This is a genomic window from Micromonospora sp. DT62 (genome assembly GCF_049847285.1).
GTDB classification, from domain to species: domain Bacteria; phylum Actinomycetota; class Actinomycetes; order Mycobacteriales; family Micromonosporaceae; genus Micromonospora; species Micromonospora reichwaldensis.
The window spans coordinates 1-22510 of sequence record NZ_JBNCOB010000010.1 but is presented as its reverse complement, the minus strand read 5'-3'; the positions used below and the strand labels follow the sequence as shown (position 1 = coordinate 22510).

21 protein-coding genes, 1 tRNA gene and 1 pseudogene are annotated in these 22510 nt (G+C 73.3%); 10 read left to right on the top strand and 13 right to left on the bottom strand.

Going from position 1 to position 22510, the window contains the following annotated elements; genetic code table 11:
- Positions 1-2: 2 nt before the first annotated feature.
- The 6 genes from ACPXCB_RS16250 to ACPXCB_RS16225 all read right to left on the bottom strand — a co-directional run bounded on the left by ACPXCB_RS16250 (position 3) and on the right by ACPXCB_RS16225 (position 5684).
- Positions 3-242, bottom strand: coding sequence for an acyl carrier protein (locus ACPXCB_RS16250; RefSeq protein ID WP_007072348.1), 240 nt, complete (start codon positions 240-242; stop codon positions 3-5).
- Between the two features lie 83 nt (positions 243-325).
- Entirely contained in the window at positions 326-1270 is a 945-nt protein-coding gene (locus ACPXCB_RS16245; protein ID WP_425876229.1) for a beta-ketoacyl-ACP synthase III, read from the bottom strand.
- Complete coding sequence (locus ACPXCB_RS16240; protein ID WP_425876227.1) at positions 1267-2436, bottom strand: acyltransferase domain-containing protein; 1170 nt, start codon at positions 2434-2436, stop codon at positions 1267-1269. The genes ACPXCB_RS16245 and ACPXCB_RS16240 overlap by 4 nt, the downstream gene beginning before the upstream one ends.
- Positions 2437-2514: 78 nt before the next feature.
- On the bottom strand, positions 2515-3771 hold the full coding sequence (locus ACPXCB_RS16235; protein WP_425876225.1) for a PucR family transcriptional regulator: 1257 nt from the start codon (positions 3769-3771) through the stop codon (positions 2515-2517).
- A gap of 37 nt (positions 3772-3808) precedes the next feature.
- Entirely contained in the window at positions 3809-4477 is a 669-nt protein-coding gene (locus tag ACPXCB_RS16230; protein WP_327029238.1) for a response regulator transcription factor, read from the bottom strand.
- 16 nt (positions 4478-4493) lie between these two features.
- On the bottom strand, positions 4494-5684 hold the full coding sequence (locus tag ACPXCB_RS16225) for a sensor histidine kinase (protein ID WP_425876223.1): 1191 nt from the start codon (positions 5682-5684) through the stop codon (positions 4494-4496).
- Positions 5685-5908: 224 nt separating this feature from the next.
- Between ACPXCB_RS16225 and ACPXCB_RS16220 the strand changes: the two genes are divergently transcribed.
- Together ACPXCB_RS16220 and ACPXCB_RS16215 are read left to right on the top strand one after the other, a co-directional pair.
- Positions 5909-6247, top strand: coding sequence for a hypothetical protein (locus ACPXCB_RS16220; protein ID WP_425876221.1), 339 nt, complete (start codon positions 5909-5911; stop codon positions 6245-6247).
- A 36-nt stretch (positions 6248-6283) separates the two neighbouring features.
- Entirely contained in the window at positions 6284-7210 is a 927-nt protein-coding gene (locus tag ACPXCB_RS16215; RefSeq protein WP_425876219.1) for an NADP-dependent oxidoreductase, read from the top strand.
- A gap of 43 nt (positions 7211-7253) precedes the next feature.
- On the opposite strand, the gene ACPXCB_RS16210 is transcribed toward ACPXCB_RS16215, so the two are convergent.
- The gene (locus ACPXCB_RS16210; RefSeq protein ID WP_425876217.1) at positions 7254-7904 is read right to left on the bottom strand and encodes a hypothetical protein; all 651 of its coding nucleotides are present in this window, start codon (positions 7902-7904) and stop codon (positions 7254-7256) included.
- 243 nt (positions 7905-8147) lie between these two features.
- Here ACPXCB_RS16210 and ACPXCB_RS16205 point away from each other — a divergent pair, with 243 nt between their 5' ends.
- A complete protein-coding gene (locus ACPXCB_RS16205; RefSeq protein ID WP_425876215.1) occupies positions 8148-8774 on the top strand; it encodes a copper resistance protein CopC in 627 nt (208 codons plus the stop codon).
- A gap of 178 nt (positions 8775-8952) precedes the next feature.
- Here the strand turns inward: ACPXCB_RS16205 and gltX are convergent, their stop codons facing one another.
- Genes gltX through ACPXCB_RS16190 form a run of 3 tightly spaced genes read right to left on the bottom strand, consistent with a single transcriptional unit; the run spans position 8953 to position 13016 of the window.
- Entirely contained in the window at positions 8953-10362 is a 1410-nt protein-coding gene (gltX, locus tag ACPXCB_RS16200; RefSeq protein ID WP_425876213.1) for a glutamate--tRNA ligase, read from the bottom strand.
- A gap of 48 nt (positions 10363-10410) precedes the next feature.
- On the bottom strand, positions 10411-11688 hold the full coding sequence (locus ACPXCB_RS16195; RefSeq protein WP_425876211.1) for an MFS transporter: 1278 nt from the start codon (positions 11686-11688) through the stop codon (positions 10411-10413).
- Positions 11685-13016 carry a GH1 family beta-glucosidase gene (locus tag ACPXCB_RS16190; protein WP_425876209.1) on the bottom strand — a complete coding sequence of 444 codons (1332 nt, stop codon included), beginning with the start codon at positions 13014-13016 and terminating at the stop codon, positions 11685-11687. The genes ACPXCB_RS16195 and ACPXCB_RS16190 overlap by 4 nt, the downstream gene beginning before the upstream one ends.
- Before the next feature lie 186 nt (positions 13017-13202).
- Between ACPXCB_RS16190 and ACPXCB_RS16185 the strand changes: the two genes are divergently transcribed.
- Positions 13203-13649, top strand: coding sequence for an SRPBCC family protein (locus ACPXCB_RS16185; protein WP_311411929.1), 447 nt, complete (start codon positions 13203-13205; stop codon positions 13647-13649).
- Positions 13650-13787: 138 nt separating this feature from the next.
- Here the strand turns inward: ACPXCB_RS16185 and aceE are convergent, their stop codons facing one another.
- Positions 13788-16532 (bottom strand): pyruvate dehydrogenase (acetyl-transferring), homodimeric type, encoded by a 2745-nt coding sequence (gene aceE, locus ACPXCB_RS16180; RefSeq protein WP_425876207.1) that lies wholly within the window; start codon positions 16530-16532, stop codon positions 13788-13790.
- Between the two features lie 185 nt (positions 16533-16717).
- On the opposite strand from aceE, the gene ACPXCB_RS16175 reads away from it, so the two are divergent.
- The 6 genes from ACPXCB_RS16175 to ACPXCB_RS16150 all read left to right on the top strand — a co-directional run bounded on the left by ACPXCB_RS16175 (position 16718) and on the right by ACPXCB_RS16150 (position 21628).
- Positions 16718-17122: a YjbQ family protein gene (locus tag ACPXCB_RS16175; protein WP_311411931.1), complete on the top strand. Its 405-nt coding sequence runs from the start codon at positions 16718-16720 to the stop codon at positions 17120-17122.
- A 68-nt stretch (positions 17123-17190) separates the two neighbouring features.
- Complete coding sequence (locus tag ACPXCB_RS16170) at positions 17191-17673, top strand: MarR family winged helix-turn-helix transcriptional regulator (protein WP_425876204.1); 483 nt, start codon at positions 17191-17193, stop codon at positions 17671-17673.
- 189 nt (positions 17674-17862) lie between these two features.
- Positions 17863-20376, top strand: coding sequence for a transketolase C-terminal domain-containing protein (locus ACPXCB_RS16165; RefSeq protein WP_425876482.1), 2514 nt, complete (start codon positions 17863-17865; stop codon positions 20374-20376).
- A 112-nt stretch (positions 20377-20488) separates the two neighbouring features.
- Positions 20489-20926: a DUF3052 domain-containing protein gene (locus ACPXCB_RS16160; protein ID WP_425876202.1), complete on the top strand. Its 438-nt coding sequence runs from the start codon at positions 20489-20491 to the stop codon at positions 20924-20926.
- Between the two features lie 83 nt (positions 20927-21009).
- A complete protein-coding gene (locus tag ACPXCB_RS16155) occupies positions 21010-21477 on the top strand; it encodes a peroxiredoxin (protein WP_121400357.1) in 468 nt (155 codons plus the stop codon).
- Between the two features lie 79 nt (positions 21478-21556).
- Positions 21557-21628, top strand: a tRNA-Val gene (locus ACPXCB_RS16150).
- A 65-nt stretch (positions 21629-21693) separates the two neighbouring features.
- Here the strand turns inward: ACPXCB_RS16150 and ACPXCB_RS16145 are convergent.
- Entirely contained in the window at positions 21694-22089 is a 396-nt protein-coding gene (locus tag ACPXCB_RS16145) for a tyrosine-type recombinase/integrase (RefSeq protein ID WP_425876200.1), read from the bottom strand.
- Between the two features lie 310 nt (positions 22090-22399).
- Positions 22400-22510 (bottom strand): annotated as a pseudogene (locus tag ACPXCB_RS16140) (IS5/IS1182 family transposase); the annotation flags it as partial.

Here is a 22510-nt window from a genome sequence, read left to right as displayed (position 1 = left end):
GATCAGGACTGCGCCTCGATGTAGCTGACGGCGTCCCCGACGGTCTTCAGGTTCTGCACCTCGTTGTCCGGGATCTTGACGCCGAACTTCTCCTCGGCCGCCACCACGACCTCCACCATGGAGAGCGAGTCGACGTCCAGGTCGTCGGTGAAGGACTTCCCCTCGGCCACGTCGTCCGGGTTCACCCCGGCAACCTCTTCGAGGATCTCGGCGAGGCCGGCGGTGATCTCGTCACGGGTCATTGCGGTTGGTTCCTCTCATCGTGGATCATTCGACGGCCGACGACGCCGACCGTCACTCCCCGGCGCGGCGGCCGGAGGGGCTTTCAGGGGCAGCGGACGACCTGACCGGCGTAGGTCAGGCCACCGCCGAAGCCGAAGAGCAGCACCGGGGCGCCGGAGGGCACCTCCCGCCGCTCGACCAGCTTGGACAGGGCCAGCGGCACGCTCGCCGCCGAGGTGTTGCCGGACTCGACGATGTCCTTGGCGACGATCGCGTTCGGGATGCCGAGGCGCTTGACGATGCCGTCGATGATCCGGGCGTTGGCCTGGTGCGGCACGAAGGCGGCCAGCTCCGACGGGTCGACCCCGGCGCGCTCGCACGCCTGCCGGGCCAGCGGCGCCAGCTCCGTGGTGGCCCAGCGGAAGACCGACTGCCCCTCCTGCTGGATGGACGGGCGCCAGCCCTCGATGCGTACCGCGTCGCCCTTCTCCGGCACCGAGCCCCAGACCACCGGGCCGACGCCGGCGGGCTCGCCCTCGCCGACGGCCGACACCACGGCGGCCCCGGCGCCGTCGGCGAAGATGATGCAGGTGGAGCGGTCCGTCCAGTCGACGATGTCGGACAGCTTCTCCGCGCCGATGACCAGGGCGTTGCGCGAGGCGCCGGCCCGGATGGCGTGGTCCACGGTGCCCAGCGCGTACGCGAAGCCGGAGCAGGCCGTGTTGAGGTCGAACGCCCCGGGCGCGGTGATGCCGAGCTTGGCGGCGACCCGGCAGGCCACGTTCGGGCTGCGGTCGGCGGAGCTGCACGTCGCCACCACGACCAGGTCGATGTCGGCGGCGGTGAGCCCGGAGTTGGCCAGCGCCTTGCCGGCGGCGGCGGCGGCCATGTCGGCGACCGTCTCGCCGTCGGCGATCCGCCGGGTGACGATGCCGACGCGGTCCCGGATCCACTCGTCGCTGGTCTCGACCAGCTGGGCGATGTCGTCGTTGGTGACCACGCGGGAGGGCTGGTAGTGCCCCAACGCGACGATCCGACTGCCGGTCATGCGTGACCTCCGATGCGGACGAGCGGTTGGCCCGGCGCGACCGGGTCGTCGTGGTGGGCGAGCCACTCGGTGAGCACGCCGCTGCCGTGGGCGTTCACCTCGACCGGGCCCTGCCGGGTGGCCACGTGGCCGACGACCTGGCCGGTGCGGAGCGTGTCGCCCTCGGTGAGCTCCCGCGCCGGCTCGAAGGTGCCGGCCGACGGGGCCACCACCACGCGGAAGTGCATGGTCGGCTCGTGGCCCGGCGCCATGCCGTGCCGGGCGATCAGGTCCCGGGCGGCGGGCAGGTCGTCGGGGGTGTTCAGGGTGACCACCTCGGGGGCCCCGGCCCCCTTCAGTTCCCGCTTCACCAGGCCCGCGAGGGTGCCGGCCGGGGGCAGCTCGATCACGCCGGTCACCCCGAGGTCGGCCAGGGTACGCATGCAGAGGTCCCAGCGCACCGGCGCGGTGACCTGGCGGACCAGGCGCTGCACCATGTCACGCCCGTGGTTGACCGCGGCCCCGTCGAGATTCGACAGCAGGATCCGGGCCGGGTCGCTCGGGGTGATCCCGGCGGCCACGGCGGCCAGCGCCGTCTCGGCGGGGGCCATGTACGGCGTGTGGAAGGCGCCGGCCACCTTCAGGCGGATCACCCGGGCCTTCACCGGCGGCTCGGCGGCGAGCTTCTCCAGCCCCTCGACGGAGCCGGCGGCGACGAACTGGCCCGCGCCGTTGCGGTTGGCCGGGTGCAGCCCGTGCGCGACGATCGAGGCGAGCACCTCGTCGGGGTCCCCGCCCAGCACGGCGGCCATCCCGGTCGGCTCCAGGGCGCAGGCCGCGGCCATCTCCCGCCCGCGTACGCCGGCCAGGGTGATCGCCGCCTCCGCCGGGAGGACCCCGGCGAGCGCCGCCGCGCCCAGCTCGCCGACGCTGTGGCCGACGGTGAGCGTGACGTCGTACATCGGCAGGTGCTCGGCGGCCAGCAGCGCGGCGGCGACCAGCAGCGGCTGGGTCCGCGCGGTGTCCCTGATCTCGTCCGCGTCGGCCGCGGTGCCGAGGTGCACCAGGTCGACCCCGGCCAGCGCCGACCACCAGCGCAGACGTGCTTCGGCGCCGGTGAGGTCCAGCCAGGGAGTCAGGAAGCCGGGTTTCTGGGAACCCTGGCCGGGCGAGAGTACGGCGAGCACTCCTATGACTCTCCCGGATACGCGCGGGTAGCGCTGTGCCGCCCCCGACCAAACCGCACTAGAACCTTTGGAGGGTTCCTACAAAAATCGGCGGCGATCATCACCTATGTGTGATGTTTTACCGGCGTTCGGGGTCATTGTCTGGGTTGGTACCACCGGGACCACCGGGTCGAGCCGGCCGACGGTGAGGGCCACCTGGAGCGCGAAGGCGTCCCGCGCCGCGAGCGGCGAGAAGCCGGTGACGTCCGAGATCCGCCGCAGCCGGTAGCGCACCGTGTTCGGGTGCACGAAGAGGGAGCGCGCGGCGCTCTCCAGGGTGCCGCCGGCCGCGAAGAAGGCGTCCAGGGTCTCCAGCAGTTCCCCGCCGGCCCGCACCAGCGCGGCGTAGACGTCGTGCCGCAGCCGCCGGCGCGCCTCCGCGTCCCCGGCCAGCGCCCGCTCCGGCAGCAGGTCGTCGGCAGGCACCGGCCGGGGCGCGGTCGGCCAGGCCGGTGCGGCCCGGAAGCCGGCCAGCGCGGCGCGCGCCGACTCGGTCGCCTCGTCCAGGCTCGGCACGGCCGGACCGACCACCACCGGCCCGTCCCCGAAGGCGCCGAGCAGCTTGCCGGTGGCCGCGACCGGGTCGGCGGCGCCGCCCAGCACGATGACCAGCCGGTCGCCGTGCACCCCGCCGATCACCTCCGTGCCGATGCGCCGGGCCTGCCGGTGGACGGTGTGCAGCACGGCGGAGACCTCCCCGCCGGGGGAGCGCCCGACCGCCACCGCCACCGGCGGGGCGTCCGCCCAGCCGAGCGCCGCCGCCCGGCTCGCCAGCACGTCCGGCGAGTCGCCCCGCAGCAGCGCGTCCACCAGCAACGCCTGCAACCGGGCGTCCCAGGAGCCGCGCGACTCGGCGGCCCGGGCGTACACCCGGGCGGCGGCGAAGGCGATCTCCCGGGAGAACCGCAGCACCGCCTCGCGCAGCTGCTGTTCCTCGCCCTTCGCCGCCAGGTGCGACACCTGCTCCTCGACGACGTCGATCATCACCTTCACCAGCGCGACGGTCTGCTGGAGGCTGATCGAGCGGGCGAGCGCCTGCGGCGCGGTGGCGAAGACCTCGTCCGAGACCTCCTGGGTGCTGTCCGCCGTGCCGCCGCCGTCGCGCAGCCACTGCACCAGCGACCGGGCGCCGGCCTGGGCCACCAGCATCACCCAGGAGCGGTGGTCGGGCGGCAGGTCGCGGAACCAGGGCAGCGTCTCGTCCATCCGGGCCACGCTGGCGCTGGCCAGCGCCCCCGCCGCCCGCTCGATCCGGCGCAGCGTGGCCGACAGTTCCGTCCCGCCCGGCTCGCTCACCGCCCCAGCCTGACACGCCCCGACCTGCGGCGGTGGGTCAGGCCGGCGGCGGGACGGGCAGTCCCAGCTCCTGGGCCAGGATGGCGGCCTGCACCCGGCTGCGCAGGTCCAGCTTGGCGAGGATCCGGCTGACGTGGGTCTTGGTGGTGCTCTCGGCCATCGCCAACCGGTCGGCGACCTGTTGGTTGGACAGGCCGAGCCCGAGACAGGCCAGCACGTCGCGCTCCCGGGGGGTCAGCGCGTCCACCGCCTGCCGGGCCGCGGCGGAGGTGGTGGGGGCGGTCGCCGCGAACTCGGTGATCAGGCGGCGGGTGACCGCCGGGGCGATGAACCCCTCGCCCCGGGCGACCGTCCGCACGGCCGCCACCAGCCCCGCCGCGTCGATGTCCTTGAGGACGAAGCCCGCCGCGCCGGCCCGCAGCGCCCCGAAGACGTACTCGTCGACGTCGAAGGTGGTGAGCACGAGCACGTCGGCGAGCCGGTCGGCGGCGATCTCCCGGGTGGCCGAGATGCCGTCCAGCCGGGGCATCCGCACGTCCAGCACCGCGACGTCCGGACGCAGCTCCCGGCACAGCCGGACCGCCTCGGCGCCGTCCTCGGCCTCGCCCACCACCTCGACGCCGGCCGCCCCGGCCAGGATCAGCGCCAGCCCGGCCCGCACCGCCGGCTGGTCGTCGGCGAGCAGCACCCGGATCACCTCGGCCATGCCACGCCCCGTCCCGTCACGGCGCCACCTCCGTCGGCAGCTCCACCCGTACCCGCCAGCGGCCCCCCGCCGGGCCGGCGGCGAACCGGCCGTTCAGCAGCGCCGCCCGCTCCCGCATCCCGATCAGGCCGACGCCCGCGCCGGTCAGCGTGTCCCGGCCGGCGCCGACCGGGTTCTCCACGCCCACCACCACCCCCGCCGGCTCGTACGCGACCAGCAGGTCGGCCTCGCCGGCGCCGTGCTTGAGCGCGTTGGTCAGCGACTCCTGCACGATCCGGTACGCGGCCAGGTCCACCCCGACCGGCAGCGCGCGGGGCTCGCCGCGCCGGGTCGCCCGGACGGTCAGTCCGGCGGCGCGGACCCGGTCCACGAGAGCGTCGACCTCGCTGAGCCGCGCCCGGGTCGTCTCGTCGGTGGCGTCGACGGCCGCCCCGCCCTCCGCCGGTTCCCGCAGCAGGCCGATCATCTGCCGCATCTCGCCCAGCCCCTGCACGCTGCTCTCCCGGATCACCCGCAGCGCCGACTCGACCTGCGACCGGTCGAGCCCGGGCACGGAGAGCGCGGCCGTGGCGTGGATGGCCACCGCGCTCAGGTGGTTGGCGATCACGTCGTGCAGCTCCCGGGCCATCCGGGCCCGCTCCGCGCCGACGGCCTGCCGGCGGTCCAGCTCCACCAGTCGGGCCGTCTGCTCGGCCCGGGCCCGTTCGGCGACCGCCTGGTCCCGGTACTGCCGCACGCTGATCCCGGTGAGCACCGGCAGCACCCCGGCCAGCACCACGGGCGCCCCGATGCCCACGCCCCGCCAGTCGCCCCTCAGCAGCACCCCCACCGCCGTGCCGAGGACGCTCAACCCGATCGTGGCCTGGAGCAGCCGGCGCCAGGTCCGGGCCGAGCCGAACACGCACGCGTCGTAGAGCACCTGGGTGTAGACGAGGACGGTGGCCAGTGAGCCGCCCATCGCGAGGTCGGCCAGCACCGCCACCGTGCCGAGCGCCAGGCTGGCCCGGGTGGCGACCCGGCGTAGGCCCACCGCCGTGCAGACCACCGCCAGCGGCAGCAGGAACAATGGTTTCGGCAGGTCCGGGTGCCAGGACAGCTGCGGCTGCGTGCCCAGCCCGTACAGGACCACCCCGCCAACCAGGGAGGCGCACGCCAGCACGAGATCCCGTCCACCCGTCCCGGCCTTCACCCACCCCGCCGCCCTCACCCCCCGATCCCACCACCCCCCACCCGGCCCGTTTCCGCCGATCATGCAGTCGTGGTGGGGGACGAAAGCTGCACCGTCGTACGAAATTCCCACCACGACTCCATGATCGCGAGGGAGGGGGTGGGTGCGGTGGGGGAGTCGGGTGGGGCGTCGGTGCCGGCCAGTACGGTGACAGGGCCCGTCGGAGCGACCCCGGCGGGCGGGGCGAGCGTGAGGAGACTCCGATGGCGCACGGGGAGGCCGAGCACGGCTGCGCCCAGGGCGAGCCCTGCCGGCCGGGCCACCACGAGCAGCAGGCGGCAGCCAAGCACCGCCGGCTGCCCGGAGGGTTCCCGGCCCACTCGCCGGAGCACCCGGCCCGCGCGCCCGAGCGCCCCGAGGACGACGTCACGGTGCCTCGGCAGCGCGTCGCGGAACCGGCTCCGCCCGTTGAGGCCGAGCCGGCGGCGGTCCCGGGCTGCCGCAGCGACCTGCCCGGCTGGGCCGGCGCGCACCGGCACGGCCCGGTCCGCCCCCAACAGCGCGTCAACCGCCGTGAGCGGCCGCCACGCCGCTGGTGCTGACCACGGCGACGCCGCCCGGCCGCTAGCGTGACCGGTGTGAAGGCGATCGCGATCGACACGTACGGCCCGGCCGACCTGCTGACCGTCCGGGACCTGCCCGACCCGCCGGTCGGCCCGGACACGGTGCTCGTACGGGTCCGGGCGGCCGGGGTGAACCCGGTCGACTGGAAGGTGCGCGAGGGGCACCTGGCCGGTGCGATCCCGGGTCACTTCCCGCTCGTCCCCGGCTGGGACGCGGCCGGGGTGATCGAGGCGGTCGGGCCGGCGGTGACCGGGTTCGCCGTCGGCGACGAGGTCGTCGGCTACGTCCGGCGCGACCACGTCCAGTACGGCACGTACGCCGAACTCGTCCCGGCGCCCGAGCGGACGCTGGCGGCCAAGCCGGTGCGGGCGTCCTGGGCCGAGGCGGGCGGCCTGCCCCTGGCGGGCCTCACGGCGTACCAGGCGCTCCAGTCGGCCCGCACCGGCGCCGGCGACACGGTGCTGGTGCACGGGGCGTCCGGCGGGGTGGGCCACCTGGCGGTGCAGATCGCCCGGGCGTTCGGCGCCGACCGCGTGATCGGCACGGCCGGCCCGGCCAACCACGACTTCGTCCGGTCGCTGGGCGCCGAGCCGGTCGCGTACGGCGACGGGTTGGCCGACCGGGTCCGCGCGGTCGCGCCCGACGGGGTGGACGTGGTGCTCGACTTGTTCGGCGGCGACGCGCTCGACGTGTCGGCCGAGCTGATCACCCGTCCCGCGCGGCTGATCTCGACGGCCGACCCGGAGCACGTCACCCGGCTGGGCGGCAGCTACCTCTTCGTCAAGCCGTCGACCGTGGACCTGGGCATGCTCGCCGGGCTGGTGGACGCCGGCCGGCTGACCGTCCACGTCGAACGGACGTTCCCGCTGGCGCAGGCGGCGGACGCGCAGCGCCTGGTGGAGGCGGGGCACGTCTGCGGCAAGGTGGTCCTGGAGGTCTGACCCCCGCCTGGGCCGGCCATGGGGCGGGGCGCCGGCGGTGGGCTCAGCGGGTGCGGCGGCGGACCAGCAGCGCGATCCCGGCGAGCCCCGACGTGATGACCAGCACCACCGCGACGTTGAGCAGCATCAGCCGCTGCAACTCGCCGAGCGCCTCGTCGAGGTCCTTCGCCGGGTTGAGGGCGTCCTCCGGGATGACCCGCTCGCCGCCACCGACGCCCCCGCTGACGGTGTCGAACTGCCGCTCCAGCGGCACGCCCGCCGTGCGGAGGGTCTCCGACATGCTGAGCCGGCCGAGGAACCAGCCCGCGGCGGTCTTGCGGGCGTCCGGCTGCTTGGCCGGGCGGAAGACGCGCGGCCCGCCGACCGCCTTCGGGTAGAGGTCGTACGTCTGCTTCGGGACGTCACCGGCGAACACCACGACGGTGTACTTCGGACCGAGGTCGGCCGCCTTCGGGCCCTTGGGCTGCCCCGTACGGCCGAGGAAGTTGACCTGGTCGATGACCGCCACCACGTGCGCGGGCTGGGCCTCCGCGCGCAGCCGCAGCGGTTCCGCCAGCCCATGCCCGGTGATCTCCACTCCGGCCGGTGGGGTCTTCGGCGCCGCCGTCGCCGTCCCGGCGGAACCGAGCGACAGGACCGCCGCCGCGAGCCCGCCTGCCAACACCGCGACCAGCCGCCGCATCGTTCGGACCATCGCCGCCTCCTCGCCCCGTTCGATGGATGGCTTGCTGCAGGTCACGCGTTGGTTGGCTGACGGGGGTGACCGAACCCGTGCAGGGTGCCACCCTCAAGACTGCGCAGAACGTCGATCGGTTGCAGCTCGTGGAACAGTAATTGGAACTATCTGTGATCCCGGCCCGACCAATGAACGGTAGCCGTGGATCAGCGGGCGGATCGTACCTTTACGGAGGGGTTCATGGGGGGCAGGTTCCCACGTATGGCGCGCACCTGGCCAGTGGTGGTCGGCGTGGCGATCGGTGTGTCGTTGGTGCTGCCGGCCGCGCCGGCGGCCGCCCACAACTCGCTGACCGGCAGCGATCCGCGCAACGGCGCCCGGGTGGCCGAGGCGCCGTCCCGGATCGAGCTGCGTTTCCTGGCGAAGGCGGATCCGAGTACGACGAAGATCACAGTGACCGGTCCGGACAACGTGGTCGCGCTCGGCGGCGCGCCGGCCTTCTCCGGCTCGCGGGTGAGCGTCCCGTTCAAGCCGGGCCGGGCGGGGCTCTACATCGTCGGCTATCAGCTGGCGTCGAGCGACGGGCACCCGGTCTCCGGCGAGGTGCGGTTCACCCTGACCACCGGCACCCCCGCCGAGTCGCCGACCGGCGCGGGCACGGCCGTCCCGAGCGCCCCGGCGTCGGCCGTACCGCCCTCGTCCGGCGCCGCGCCGACCTCGGCCGCGCCCGATCCGACGGGCGCGGGCACGCCGGGGTCCGCGGTGCCCGCGGCGAAGGAGAGCGACGACGCGGCCGGGCGCGGCTGGCTGTGGGCGCTCGGCGGCGTGCTTCTCCTCGCCGCCCTCGCCGCCGGCCTGCTGCTGCGTCGCCGCTCCGCCCGCCGCTGACCGGCACGAGCCCGGGACGCCTCAGCGCCCGGACCCACCGGTCCGGGCGCTGAGCGGGTACGCCGCCGTCGGGTACCACCCCGAGCCGGAGCCGGAGGTCGCGGACCGACGTGGCGACGGTTCGACGTGGGTGGGCCGTCCCGACAGGGCGGTCGTGGCCGTCGGGAACGGGCCCGGTTCAGAACAGGCGGACCCGGGCGGCGCGCAGCCGGCTCAGGGTGCGCTCGCGGCCGAGCACCTCCAGCGACTCGAACAGCGGCAGTCCGACGGTACGGCCGGTGACCGCGACGCGTACCGGCGCCTGGGCCTTGCCGAGCTTGAGCCCGCGCTCGGCGCCGACCGCCTCCAGCGTCGACTTCAGCGTCTCGGCGTCCCACGACTCCAGCGCCTCGAACGCCGCCGTGGCGGCGTCCAGCAGCTCCGCCGAGCCCTCCTTCATCGCCTTGGCCCAGGCGGCCTCGTCGATCAGGGGCGCGGCGAGGAAGAGGAAGTCGACGTTCGGCACGATCTCGCTGAGCAGCGCGATCCGGGTCTGCGCCAGCGGGGCCACGGCCGCGAAGGCGTCCGCGTCGAACTCCTCCGGCTGCCACGGCGGCGGGGCGATGGTGCCGGTGCCCGTCAGCCACGGCCGGCAGGCCTCGACGAACTCCTCGACCGGCAGCGCCCGGATGTACTCGCCGTTGAACGCGCGGAGCTTCTTCTCGTCGAAGAACGCCGGGGAGGGGTTGACCGCCTCCAGCCGGTACTCCTGCTCGATCACCGACCACTCGACGATCTCCCGGTCGCCCGACGGCGCCCAGCCGAGCAGCATCAGGTAGTTGCGCATCGCGGCGGCCAGGTAACCCTCGTCCCGGAACGCCTCCAGGGCCACCTTGTCGCGGCGCTTGGAGAGCTTCTGCCGCTTCTCGTTGACCACCACCGGCACGTGCGCCCAGATCGGCGGCTTGACCCCGAGCGCCTCCCAGAGCAGCTGCTGCTTGGGGGTGTTGGGCAGGTGCTCCTCGGCCCGGATCACGTGGGTGATGCCCATGGTCATGTCGTCGACCACGTTGGCGAGCAGGAAGACCGGCGAGCCGTCGCCCCGGGCGATGACGAAGTCCTCGATCAGCTTGTTCTCGAAGGTCGGCTCGCCCCGGATCAGGTCGACGACCACGGTCTCGCCCTCGTCGGGCGTACGGAAGCGCAGGGCGCGCCCCTCGCCGGCCGGCAGGCCCCGGTCCCGGCAGAAGCCGTCGTAGCCCTGGTACTGCGAGCCGGTACGGGCCTGCACGGCCTCGCGGGTGCAGTCGCAGTAGTACGCGCGGCCGGATCCGTGCAGCCGCGCGGCGGCGGCCCGGTGCTCGCCCGCGTACTCCGACTGGAAGTACGGGCCCTCGTAGCCGCCGCGCTCGATGCCGATCCAGTCCAGCGCGGAGAGGATGCCCTCGGTCCACTCCGGCTTGTTGCGGGCCGCGTCAGTGTCCTCGATGCGGAGCACGAACACCCCGCCCTGCTGCTTGGCGTAGATCCAGTTCTGCAGCGCCGAGCGGGCACCGCCGACGTGGAACATACCGGTCGGGGAGGGGGCGAAGCGCACACGTACCGTCACGTCTCCAGCCTACGGCGGCGCGCGACCGCATTCCGCCAGGGGTGCGGCTCAGGGCACCGAGCGGATCTTCAGCACCAGGACGCTGCCCAGCACGGTGACCGCCGCGGTGACCGCGTAGAGCACCGGGTAGCCGCCGAGGTGCACCACGAGCGGGGCGGAGAGCGCCGGGCCGAGCACCTGCGGGGCGGAGTTGGCGATGTTGATGACGCCCAGGTCCTTGGCCCGGTCGGTCGCGGCGGGCAGCACCTGGGTGATGAGCGCGGCGTCCACCGACAGGTAGACGCCGTAGCCGGCGCCGAGCAGCAGCGCGGCGACCACGGCCACCGGCCAGACCGGGGCGACGGCGAGCAGCAGCGCGGCGACCGCGATGATGCCGCCGGCGGTGATGACGAAGACCTTCCGCTTGCCGGAGCGGTCCGACAGCCGCCCGGCCACCACGGCGGTGGCCGCCAGGCCGGCCGTGTAGAGCAGGATCAGCACCAGCAGGCCGCCCTCGGGATCGGGGTGGCGCACCTCGTCGGTGAGGAAGTAGAGCAGGTAGAGCGTGCCGAGCGCGTTGCCGAGCTGCACCAGGAACCGGGTGATCCAGGCCCAGCCGAAGTCGGGGTGGCGGCGGGGCGAGACCCACATCGACGCGAGCAGGGCGCGCCAGCGCAGCGCCGGCCGGTGCGCACGGGGCAGCGGGTCGTCGGCGGTGAGCAGCGCGAACGGGAGGGCCAGCAGCAGCACCGCCGCCGCCATCGCCAGGTAGCCGGCGGCGGTGCCGCTCACCACGGCGGTGACCAGCACCACCCCGAGCACCAGCCCCAGCGCCTGGGGGATGCCGACCCAGCCGGAGACGCCGCCGCGCTGGGCGACCGGCACCCGGTCCGGCACGGCGGCGGTCAGGCTGGCCAGCATCGCGTTGAAGCAGACCTGCGCGGCGACCCAGCCGAGCGCGACGCCGACGACGGTGCGCTGCTGCGCCAGCAGCACCAGGGCCGCCGCGCCGAGCAGCGCGCCGCCGGCGGTCCAGACGTGCCGCCGGCCGAACTCCCGCCCGGCCAGCCGCAGGCAGGTGCGGTCCGACAGCGCCCCGGCGAGGGGGTTGGCGAGCACGGCGGCGAGCGCGCCGAGGCCGGTGACGACGGCCAGCGCCGTCTCCTTGTCGGCTGGCGCGATCCGCCCCAACTGCTGCGGCAGCAGCACCTGGATGGGCGTGAAGAACGCCATCCAGACCCCGAGGTTCGCCGCGAAGATCAGCGCGATCCAGCGCCGCCGCACCGGCGCGGTCGGCTCGGCGAGCGCCGCCGGCAGCGACGCCGGTGTCGGGTCGACGGTGGTCACGGCCGGGCGATCAGGTCACGGAACCAGGCGTACGAGGACTTGGGCGTACGGAGCTGGGTGTCGAAGTCGACGTGCACGAGGCCGAAGCGCTTGGTGAAGCCCTCCGCCCACTCCCAGTTGTCCAGCAGCGACCAGACGAAGTACCCGGTCACGTCGACGCCCTCGGCCATCGCGGCGCGTACCGCGCGCAGGTGCCCGTCGAGGTACGCGATGCGCTCCGGGTCGTGCACCCGGCCGTCGGCGTCGGGCGTGTCGTCGTACGCGCAGCCGCTCTCGGTGACCTGGATCGGGGGCAGGTCGTCGCCGTACGTGCGGTGCAGCCAGCCGAGCAGCTCGCGCAGCCCGTCGGGGGCGACCGGCCAGTCGAAGGCGGTACGCGGGTACCCGGCCAGCGGCACGAACTCGAACGGCAGGGGCGAGTCCTCCTGCGGGGCGCGTACGCCGGTCGGGTTGTAGTAGTTGACCCCCAGCACGTCGATCGGCGCGGCGATCACGTCGAGGTCGCCGGCGCGCACCACGGTCGTGTCGAAGCCCAGCTCGGCGGGGTAGCCCCGGCCGAACAGCGGGTCCGTGAAGAGGCGGTTGTGCAGCGCCTCGTACGCCGCGGCGGCCGCCCGGTCGGCGTCGGTGTCGCCGGCGATGCGCACCGGCGAGTAGTTGTTCGCGATGGCGACCGGGCTCGCGGTACGCGCCCGCAGCGCGGCGACGGCGAGGCCGTGGGCGAGGAGTTGGTGGTGGGCCACCGGGAAGGCGTCGAAGAGCAGCGTTCGGCCGGGGGCGTGCTCGCCCGTGCCGTGGCCGAGGCTCATGTGGATGAAGGGCTCGTTGAGGGTGATCCAGAGCTTCACCCGGTCGCCGAGGCGGGCGGCGGTCGCGTCGGCGTACTCGGCGAAGCGGTGGGCGGTGTCCCGGTTCAGCCAGCCGCCCGCGTCCTCGAGGGCCTGCGGCAGGTCCCAGTGGAAGAGCGTGGCGACCGGGTCGACGCCGTGGGCGAGCAGGTCGTCGACGAGCCGGTCGTAGAAGTCCAGCCCGCGCGGGTCGACCGGGCCGTCGCCGGTGGGCCGTACCCGGGGCCAGGCGATCGAGAAGCGGTACGCCGAGACGCCCAGCCCGGCCAGCAGCGCGACGTCCTCGGCGTGCCGGTGGTAGTGGTCGCAGGCCACGTCGCCGGTGCTGCCGTCGGCGACCCGGCCGGAGGTGTGGGCGAAGGTGTCCCAGATGGACGCTCCCCGCCCGTTCTCGTCGACGCCGCCCTCGATCTGGTAGGCGGAGGTGGACACTCCCCAGCGGAATCCGGCGGGGAACTCGGGCATCGCTGCGGTCGACATGCGCCCTCCCGTCGTACGTGAATCGTGCTCGCGACTCTAGGGGGCGGCCGGCCGATGCGCCATAGGCCGTCCGTCGCCGCAGCGCAATGGATTTCGGCGTGTCTTTTCCGAACCCGTCCCAGTACGTCCGAATTTGCGCATAGAGTGCCGATATCGTGGGATGTCCTCACTGGAGGAAAGACGGAAATGATCCTCGTGGAACGCAGTGCGCACGTGATGGCGCCGGTGGAAGCGGTCTGGGACGTCGTGCAGCGGGCCGAGCAGTTGCCGGCCTGGCTGGCGGGGGTCCGTGCGGCCGAGGTGCTCTCGGGAGAGGGCTTCGGGCGCCGACAACTCGTCCAGGCCGGACGTGGCGCCGCGCATGAGGCCGAGGTGATCGCCTATCAGGCGCCGACCCTGATCGGCTGGCGCGAACGCGCCAAGGGCGCCGGTGCCCGGGCGGAGGCGCGCACCGAGATCTACGTCCAGCTCACCGCGGGCGAGGAGGAGGGCGGGACGATCGTGCGGCTCATCGTCGTACGCTGGCCGGCCGGTCCGGTCAAGGCCGCACTGCTCCGCCTCGGCCTGCGCAGGGTCGGCGCCGACCTGGAGGACTCGCTCGCCCGGCTGACCGATCTGGCCGCCGTCGGCTGAGCCGGGCACGTCCTGGCGCCACCCGCGACGGCGGTGGCCCGGTGTCCCCGCCAGGGACTCCGGACCACCGCCGGTTCGCTCGTCGGCGGACGACGAAGGGCCCGGCGCGGGATGCGCCGGGCCCTCGTCTGGTACGTCCTAGCTGTCGCCGCCGGTCTCGCCGACCGGTGCCGCGTTCACGTCCTCGATGGCGTACTTCTTGGCCGCCTCGACCGGCACGCTCGCCGGTACCGTGCCGCGCAGGGCCAGCTGCCGCAGCGTCGCGACCACCACCGACTCGGCGTCGACGTGGAAGTGCCGGCGCAGGGCGTGCCGGGTGTCGGACATGCCGAACCCGTCCGTGCCGAGCGAGGTGTAGTCGCCGGGCACCCAGCGGGCGATCAGGTCCGGCACCGCGCGCATCCAGTCGCTGACCGCGACCTTCGGGCCCTCGGCGTCGGCCAGCTTCTGCTGGATGTACGGCACCCGCTGCTCCGCGCCCGGGTTGAGCAGGTTGTGCTCCTCGCACTGCACCGCGTCCCGGCGCAGCTCCGTCCAGGAGGTCACCGACCACACGTCGGCGGCCACGCCCCAGTCCTGGGCCAGCAGCTGCTGCGCCTTGAGCGCCCACTGCATGCCCGTGCCCGAGGCGAGCACGTTGGCCTTCGGCGCGTCGTCGCCCACCGACGGGGCGGGGGAGTAGCGGTAGATGCCCTTGAGCAGCCCCTCCACGTCCACGCTCTCCGGCTCCGCCGGCTGGAGGATCGGCTCGTTGTAGATCGTCAGGTAGTAGAAGACGTTCTCCTGCGCCTCGCCGTACATCCGGTGCAGGCCGTTCTCCACGATGTGCGCGATCTCGAACGCGAACGCCGGGTCGTACGCGACCACCGCCGGGTTGGTGGCGGCGATCAGGTGCGAGTGGCCGTCCTCGTGCTGGAGCCCCTCGCCGTTGAGCGTGGTCCGGCCGGCGGTGGCGCCGAGCAGGAAGCCCCGGGCCATTTGGTCGGCGGCGGCCCACAGCCCGTCGGCGGTGCGCTGGAACCCGAACATCGAGTAGAAGATGTACATCGGGATCATCGGCTCGTCGTGGGTGGCGTACGCCGAGCCCGCCGCCGTGAACGAGGCGACCGAGCCGGCCTCGTTGATCCCCTCGTGCAGGATCTGCCCGCCGGTCGACTCCTTGTACGACAGGAACAGCTCCCGGTCGACCGAGGTGTAGCGCTGGCCGTGCGGCGAGTAGATCTTCTGCGTCGGGAAGAGCGAGTCCATGCCGAAGGTGCGGGCCTCGTCCGGGATGATCGGCACCCAGCGCTTGCCGAACTCCTTGTCCTTCATCACGTCCTTGAGCAGGCGGACGAAGGCCATCGTGGTGGCCACCTTCTGCTTGCCCGAGCCGCGCTTGACGTCGGCGAAGCGCTCCGGGCCGGGGATGGCCAGCCGCTTCTGGCCCGAGCGCCGCGACGGCAGGTAGCCGCCGAGCTGCTGGCGCCGCTCCTTGAGGTACGCGATCTCGTCGGACTTCTCGCCCGGGGTGAAGTACGGCGGCAGGTAGGGGTTGTCCTCCAGCGCCTTGTCCGGGATGTCCAGGTAGAGCCGGTCGCGGAAGGTCTTCAGGTCCTCCAGCGTCAGCTTCTTCATCTGGTGGGTGGCGTTGCGGCCCTCGAAGTGCGAGCCCAGCGTCCAGCCCTTGATCGTCTTGGCCAGGATCACGGTCGGCTGACCGGTGTGCTCCATCGCCGCCTTGTAGGCCGCGTAGAGCTTGCGGTAGTCGTGCCCGCCCCGCTTGAGGTTCCAGATCTCGTCGTCGCTGAGGTCCTCGACCATCTTGCGGGTCCGCTGGTCGCGGCCGAAGAAGTGCTCCCGGACGTACGCCCCGGACTCCGCCTTGTAGGTCTGGTAGTCACCGTCGGGCGTGGTGTTCATCAGGTTGACCAGCGCGCCGTCGGTGTCCGCGGCGAGCAGCGGGTCCCACTCCCGGCCCCAGACCACCTTGATGACGTTCCAGCCGGCGCCCCGGAAGAACGCCTCCAGCTCCTGCATGACCTTGCCGTTGCCGCGCACCGGCCCGTCGAGCCGCTGGAGGTTGCAGTTGATCACGAAGGTGAGGTTGTCCAGCTCCTCGCGGGCGGCCACGCCGATCGCGCCGAGCGTCTCCGGCTCGTCCATCTCGCCGTCGCCGAGGTACGCCCACACGTGCTGGTCCGAGGTGTCCTTGATGCCCCGGTGGTGCAGGTAGCGGTTGAACCGCGCCTGGTAGATCGCGTTCAGCCCGCCCAGGCCCATCGAGACCGTGGGGAACTCCCAGAAGTCCGGCATGAGCCGCGGGTGCGGGTACGACGGCAGGCCGCCGCCCGGGTGCGACAGCTCCTGGCGGAACCCGTCGAGCTGGTGCTCGGTCAGCCGCCCCTCCAGGAACGCCCGCGCGTACATGCCGGGGGAGGCGTGGCCCTGGTAGAAGATGTGGTCGCCGCCGCCCGGGTGGTTCTTGCCCCGGAAGAAGTGGTTGAAGCCCACCTCGTAGAGCGAGGCCGAGCTGGCGAAGGTGGAGATGTGCCCACCGACGCCGATCTCGGGACGCTGCGCCCGGTGCACCAGCATGGCCGCGTTCCACCGGACGTACGCCCGGATCCGCCGTTCCACGTGCTCGTCACCCGGGAACCACGGCTCGTGCTCCGGCGGGATGGTGTTGATGTAGTCGGTGGTGGTCAGCGACGGCACCCCGACCTGGCGCTCGCGGGCCCGCTCCAGCAGGCGCAGCATGACGTAGCGGGCGCGCTTCGTCCCGCGCTCGTCGATGACACCGTCGAGCGACTCGACCCATTCGCTGGTCTCTTCAGGGTCGATGTCCGGAAGCTGGCTCGGCAGACCAGCGGTGATCACCGGGCGCTTGCGTTCCGTAGCCACAGGCGTTCCCTCGGTTCTGTGTGGGATAGGTCTCTAGCGCCATCCTGCCCCCTGGTGGCACCTGTCGTCACGCCCACCGCCCGGAGACGCGACGCGCGACACAGGTACCCGCCGGTAACTTTGCGCAACCGGCCCGTCCGGCAGGGACCGGGCGGGCGACCGCCCGCTCGGGCAGAATGCGTCGTATGCGCAGTGAGGTGATCACCGTCCAGACCGGGGCCCGGCCGACCGTCCGGGACATCACGGCGGAGGCCGAGCGGTTCGTCTCCGGGCAGGGCGACGGCCTGCTGCACGTCTTCGTGCCGCACGCCACCGCCGGACTGGCGATCATCGAGACCGGCTCGGGGTCCGACGACGACCTGCTGGCCGCGCTCGACGACCTGCTTCCCACCGACGACCGGTGGCGGCACCGGCACGGCTCGCCCGGCCACGGGCGCGACCACGTCCTGCCGGCGTTCGTCCCCCCGTACGCGACGCTGCCGGTCGTCGACGGCCGGCTGGCGTTGGGCACCTGGCAGTCGGTCTGCCTGGTCGACCCCAACGGCGACAACCCCACCCGGACCGTCCGCTTCTCGTTCCTCCCCGGCTGACGGCGGGATTCCGCGCGAACCGCCAATGGTGGAGCTGCTCAACTTTTGACGCGCGTAGGATATGAGGTATGGCTCCGCAGCCCGTCTCCGCCGTCCCGCCGGATCCCGCCGACCGCGCGGCGCTGGCCGGCGACGTCGTGCGCCGCATCACGCACGTCGCCGCCGCGCTGCGCCACCACCAGGACCGGGAGATCGCCGAGCTGGGGCTGACCCCCGCGACCGCGCGGGCGCTGCACGAGCTGGACCCCGACCTGCCGCTGCCGGCCCGCGACCTCGCCGAAGGGCTGGGCTGCGACCGCTCCAACGTGACCGCCCTGGTCGACAAGCTGGAGCGGGCCGGGCTGGTCGAGCGGCACGCCGACCCCGCCGACCGGCGGCAGAAGACGCTGGTGGTGACCGGGTCCGGGCGGCAGGTGCGGGCCCGCGTGCACCAGGTCATGTCGGATTCCCGGCTGCTCGCCGGGCTCACCGACGAGGAACTGGCGACCCTGCGCGAGCTGGTCTGGAAGGTCTCCGACGGCGGCTGCCCCGAGGGGTGCGACGACGACTGACCCACACCGCGTCGTTCGTGTCCGAGTGGGCGCACAGGCCGCTCGTCGGTAATGCTGTCCGACGTGACCACCCCGCAAGATCTCGACGACCGGTTCCGGGAGACGCTGGCCGCGCTGGCCACCCCGTCGCAGCGGCGTGACCCCGCACGGCCGGTCACCGACGACACGACGCTGACCGGCGCGCGGGCGCTGGACCTCTTCGACGCGCAGGCCACCAGCCGCCAGCTCGACCTGGCCGGCCGGTGGCTGCGCAGCTTCGGCGAGGGCTACTACACGATCGGCTCCGCCGGCCACGAGGGCAACGCCGCGGTCGCCGCCGCGCTGCGCGCCACCGACCCGGCGCTGCTGCACTACCGCTCGGGTGCCTTCTACTGCGTCCGCGCCGCCCAGGCCGCCGGGTGGACGCCGGCCGACCGGCCCGAGGCTGACCGGCCCGAGGCCGACCGGGACGAGGCCTACCGGGACGGGGCCGACTGGCCCTCGGGCGAGCGGCCCGAGGCCGACCAGCCCTTGGGCGAGCGGTTCGACGCCGAGCGGTTCGACGCTGAGCGGTCCGACGTCGGGCGGTTCGACGCCGAGCGGGGCGGCATCGACCGGCCGGCGGCGGCCGACGGGTCCGTCGAGGCCGCGCCGGCCGACCCGGACGGCCCCGGCGACGGTTCGGTGCCGGACGCCGCCGACCCGGGGGAGCCGACCGGCGGCGCCGGGTCCGCCGTGGACCGGCCGATCCACCCGGGGTACGCCGAGGCGGCCCGCGACGTGCTGCGGGGCATGGTCGCCTCCAGCAGCGAGCCGCTCGCGGGCGGGCGGCACAAGGTCTTCGGCCGGGCCGACCTGGCCGTCGTCCCGACCACCTCCACGATCGCCTCGCACCTGCCCCGCGCCGTCGGGATGGGGCTGGCCGTGGAACGGCTGCGCCGGCTGGAGACCTCCGGTCGCCGGGACGGGGTGCCGGCCAGCGGCGGTGGGGGCGCCACGCACACCTCCTGGCCGCCGGACGCCATCGTGGTCTGCTCGTTCGGCGACGCCTCGGTCAACCACGCCAGTGCCACGGCCGCGTTCAACACCGCCGGCTGGTACGACCACACGGGCCTGCGCATCCCGGTGCTCTTCGTCTGTGAGGACAACGGCCTCGGCATCAGCGTCCGCTCCCCGAAGGGGTGGGTGGAGACCACCCTGCGGTCGAAGCCGGGGGTCCGTTACTTCTCCGCCGACGGCGGCGACCTGCCGCGGGCGTACGAGGCGGCCGCCGAGGCGGCGGCCTGGGTGCGCCGGCACCGGCGCCCCGCCGTGCTCCACCTGTCGACCGTACGGCTGATGGGACACGCCGGCGCGGATGCCGAGACCGCGTACCGGAGCCCCGGAGAGATCGCGGCCGACCTCGCCCGGGATCCGCTGACCGCCACGGCACGGCTGCTGGTGGGGGCGGGCCTCGCCACCGGCGAGGAGCTGCTGGCCCGGTACGACGAGATCGGTTGGCAGGTGCGGCGGATCGCCGAGGAGGTGCTGGACGAGCCGAAGCTGACCGCACCGGCCGACGTGGTCGCCCCGCTGGCCCCGCGCCGGCCGGCACGCGTCGCCCGGGCGGTGGCGGACGCGGCGGCGCGTGCCGGCGGCCCCGGCACCGCCGCCCGTACGGAGGCGTTCGGCGGAAAGCCGCCGGAGCTGACCGGCCCGCTGACGCTGGCGCAGAGCATCAACGCCGCGCTCGCCGACGGGATGCTCGACCATCCGCAGATGGCGGTGTTCGGCGAGGATGTCGGCGCCAAGGGCGGCGTGTACGGGGTGACCAAGGGGCTGCGGGACCGCTTCGGCGTGGCCCGGGTCTTCGACACGCTGCTCGACGAGACCTCGATCCTCGGGCTGGGGCTCGGCGCCGGGCTGGCCGGGATGCTGCCCGTACCCGAGATCCAGTACCTGGCGTACCTGCACAACGCCGAGGACCAGCTGCGTGGCGAGGCCGCCACGATGCAGTTCTTCACGCAGGGTGCCTTCCGCAACCCGATGGTGGTGCGGGTGGCCGGGCTGGCGTACCAGGAGGGCTTCGGCGGGCACTTCCACAACGACAACTCGGTGGCCGTACTCCGGGACGTGCCGGGCCTGGTGATCGCGGTGCCGGCGCGGCCGGACGACGCCGCGCCCATGCTGCGCACCTGCCTGGCCAGCGCGGCGGTGGACGGCAGCGTCTGCGTCTTCCTGGAGCCGATCGCGCTCTACCACACCCGCGACCTGTACGCCGACGGTGACGGCGAGTGGCTTTCCCGCTACGCCGAGCCCGGCGCGTGGACCGGCGGTCACGTGCCGATCGGGAGGGCCCGCGTCTACGGCGTCGGCTCCGCCGAAGATGTCACGATCATCACGTTCGGTAACGGGGTGCCGATGTCGTTGCGCGCGGCGGCGACCCTCGCCGACGAGGGGATCGGCACCCGGGTGGTGGACCTGCGCTGGCTCTCCCCGCTGCCCGTGGCCGACGTCATCCGGGAGGCGGCGGCGACCGGCCGGGTGCTGGTCGTGGACGAGACCCGCCGCTCCGGCGGGGTCGGCGAGGGGGTCATCGCGGCCCTGGTGGATGCAGGCTATGTCGGAGCGGCTCGGCGGGTGGCCGGAGTTGACTCTTTTGTACCATTAGGTCCGGCGGCCCGTCAGGTTCTGGTCTCCGAGGAAGCAATTACCCAGGGTGCCCGCACGCTTCTGGCACGGTAAATTCCGTTCCACCCGGTGCGCCACTTGCGCGGGGAGCCACAACTGTGTGGACTTTGCCTGACGGCGTCGACGCGACGCCGCGGGCAGGGATGAGATGAGGAGGCACGCGACAGTGAGCGCGACCGCTGGTCAGGCCGCCGACGGGGTACGCAGCCTGGCGGACCGGTTCGGGATCGAACCGGGGATGGTCGTCATGGAGATGGGGTACGACGACGACGTCGACCAGGATCTCCGAGACGCCCTGACCGACCGCTGTGGAGATCTGGTCGACGAGGACACCGACGAGGTGGTCGACGCGGTGCTTGTCTGGTACCGCGATGGCGACGGTGATCTCTTCGAGCTTCTCGTCGACGCCCTCGGCCCGCTGGCCGACAACGGTGTCGTGTGGCTGCTCACGCCCAAGGCGGGGCGCGAGGGGCACGTCGAGCCGAGCGAGGTCGCCGAGTCCGCGCCCACCGCCGGCCTCCAGCAGACCTCCACCGTCAACGCCGGCCGGGACTGGAGCGGCGCCCGCCTCGTCCTGCGCCGCGGGGCCAAGAGCAAGAAGTAGGCCGGCGCCGGCGATCACCCGGCGGCGCCCGCTGCCGGGTGTGGCAGGCTGTTGCCCATCCGATCCCATCCTGAGGAGCTCGCATGCCGATCGAGGTTGGCGCCGAGGCGCCGGACTTCGTGCTCAAGGACCAGAACAACCAGGAGGTCCGGCTCTCGGACTTCCGTGGCAAGCGCACTGTGCTGCTGGTCTTCTACCCGCTCGCCTTCACCGGGATCTGCCAGGGTGAGCTGTGCGAGGTGCGGGACAACCTCAACGACTACGTCAACGACGACGTCCAGGTGCTGACCGTCAGCGTCGACTCGGTCTACGCCCACAAGATCTGGGCCGACAAGGAGGGCTACCAGTTCCCGCTGCTGGCCGACTTCTGGCCGCACGGCGCGGTCGCCCAGTCGTACGGCGTCTTCAACGACGTCGCGGGCATCGCCAACCGGGGCACCTTCGTGATCGACAAGGCGGGCGTGGTCCGCTTCGCCGAGATGAACATGCCGGGCGAGGCGCGCGACCAGCAGGGCTGGCGCAAGGCCCTCGCCGAGGCCGTCGCGGCCTGACCGACCGGGCACGCCGCACGACCGGGCCGGTGGGGGCAGGGTAAGCTTGCCACCCTCCGGCCCGCCGTACGGGCGTTCCGGGCGCGTAGCTCAGTGGGAGAGCACTCGCCTTACAAGCGAGGGGTCGCAGGTTCGAAACCTGCCGCGCCCACACTCTGACCAGCATGTGAGCAGGGCACCGGATGACCGGTGCCCTGCGTCGTCTCAGTTAGTTCGCTAGAGCAGTCCGGCGACCTGCTCAGCGATGCCGGAGATGAGTTCCGGGGTGAGGTGCTGGTAGCGGGTCGTCATCGCCATCTGCGACCAGTCCATCACCTCTATTACCGCACGGGTCGGCACGCCGAGTACCAGGAGCATGGTCGCGGCTGTGTGCCGGGCGTCGTGCAGGCGGGCATCCTGTACTTTCGCCTCCTTTAACAGCGCCTTCCACGCGTCATGATCGGCGCGCGGGTCGATCGGTCTGCCGTTCGGTTGGGCAAACACCCAATCGCCTTCCTCCCAGAGCTGTGCTGCGGTCTCCCGTTCCTTCTCCTGGGCTTCCTTGTGCTGCTTCAGCGCTTCGAGCAGGGGAGCGGGAATACCAACGGCACGGCGACCAGCCCGAGACTTCACGTCGACCTCTTTGAGGCCGCCACCGTGGCGCTGAGGGCATCTGCTGGCGTGTCCGGGTGCAGCCGCGGGGGCACGGCGGCGGACACGCGATCTGATGGCGCTTGCACCCCTTCGGGCCGGGCTCGACCTTGTGCAGGCGAGCGCCGCACGCGTGCGGGTTGTCGCAGCCGTGCTGCCACCAGTGCCGCTGAAGCTGCCGCGGCGTGCGGAGGAGCCCCTTGTCCAGGTCGATCCGGCGCCACTTCAGCCCAGCACCTCGCCCTTCCGCAGGCGGCTTCAGTTTTCGCCTGACACTGACATTGAGCGCTTTTCATCGTGGGTTTTGGCTGGTCGGGCCGTGATGCAGGGCGAGGATGGCCTTGATGATCGCGGTGGCGCGTCGGGGGCAGCAGCGGAGCTTGGTCAGGATCTTCCAGCCCTT

Coding starts and splice junctions, on each gene's coding strand:
- ACPXCB_RS16220 (WP_425876221.1), top strand. CDS start 5,909: ATGGCGCACGGGGAGGCCGAGCACGGCTGCGCCCAGGGCGAGCCCTGC.
- ACPXCB_RS16185 (WP_311411929.1), top strand. CDS start 13,203: ATGATCCTCGTGGAACGCAGTGCGCACGTGATGGCGCCGGTGGAAGCG.
- ACPXCB_RS16230 (WP_327029238.1), bottom strand. CDS start 4,477: ATGGCCGAGGTGATCCGGGTGCTGCTCGCCGACGACCAGCCGGCGGTG.
- ACPXCB_RS16205 (WP_425876215.1), top strand. CDS start 8,148: ATGGCGCGCACCTGGCCAGTGGTGGTCGGCGTGGCGATCGGTGTGTCG.
- ACPXCB_RS16210 (WP_425876217.1), bottom strand. CDS start 7,904: ATGGTCCGAACGATGCGGCGGCTGGTCGCGGTGTTGGCAGGCGGGCTC.
- ACPXCB_RS16175 (WP_311411931.1), top strand. CDS start 16,718: ATGCGCAGTGAGGTGATCACCGTCCAGACCGGGGCCCGGCCGACCGTC.
- ACPXCB_RS16190 (WP_425876209.1), bottom strand. CDS start 13,016: ATGTCGACCGCAGCGATGCCCGAGTTCCCCGCCGGATTCCGCTGGGGA.
- ACPXCB_RS16170 (WP_425876204.1), top strand. CDS start 17,191: ATGGCTCCGCAGCCCGTCTCCGCCGTCCCGCCGGATCCCGCCGACCGC.
- ACPXCB_RS16155 (WP_121400357.1), top strand. CDS start 21,010: ATGCCGATCGAGGTTGGCGCCGAGGCGCCGGACTTCGTGCTCAAGGAC.
- ACPXCB_RS16245 (WP_425876229.1), bottom strand. CDS start 1,270: ATGACCGGCAGTCGGATCGTCGCGTTGGGGCACTACCAGCCCTCCCGC.
- ACPXCB_RS16250 (WP_007072348.1), bottom strand. CDS start 242: ATGACCCGTGACGAGATCACCGCCGGCCTCGCCGAGATCCTCGAAGAG.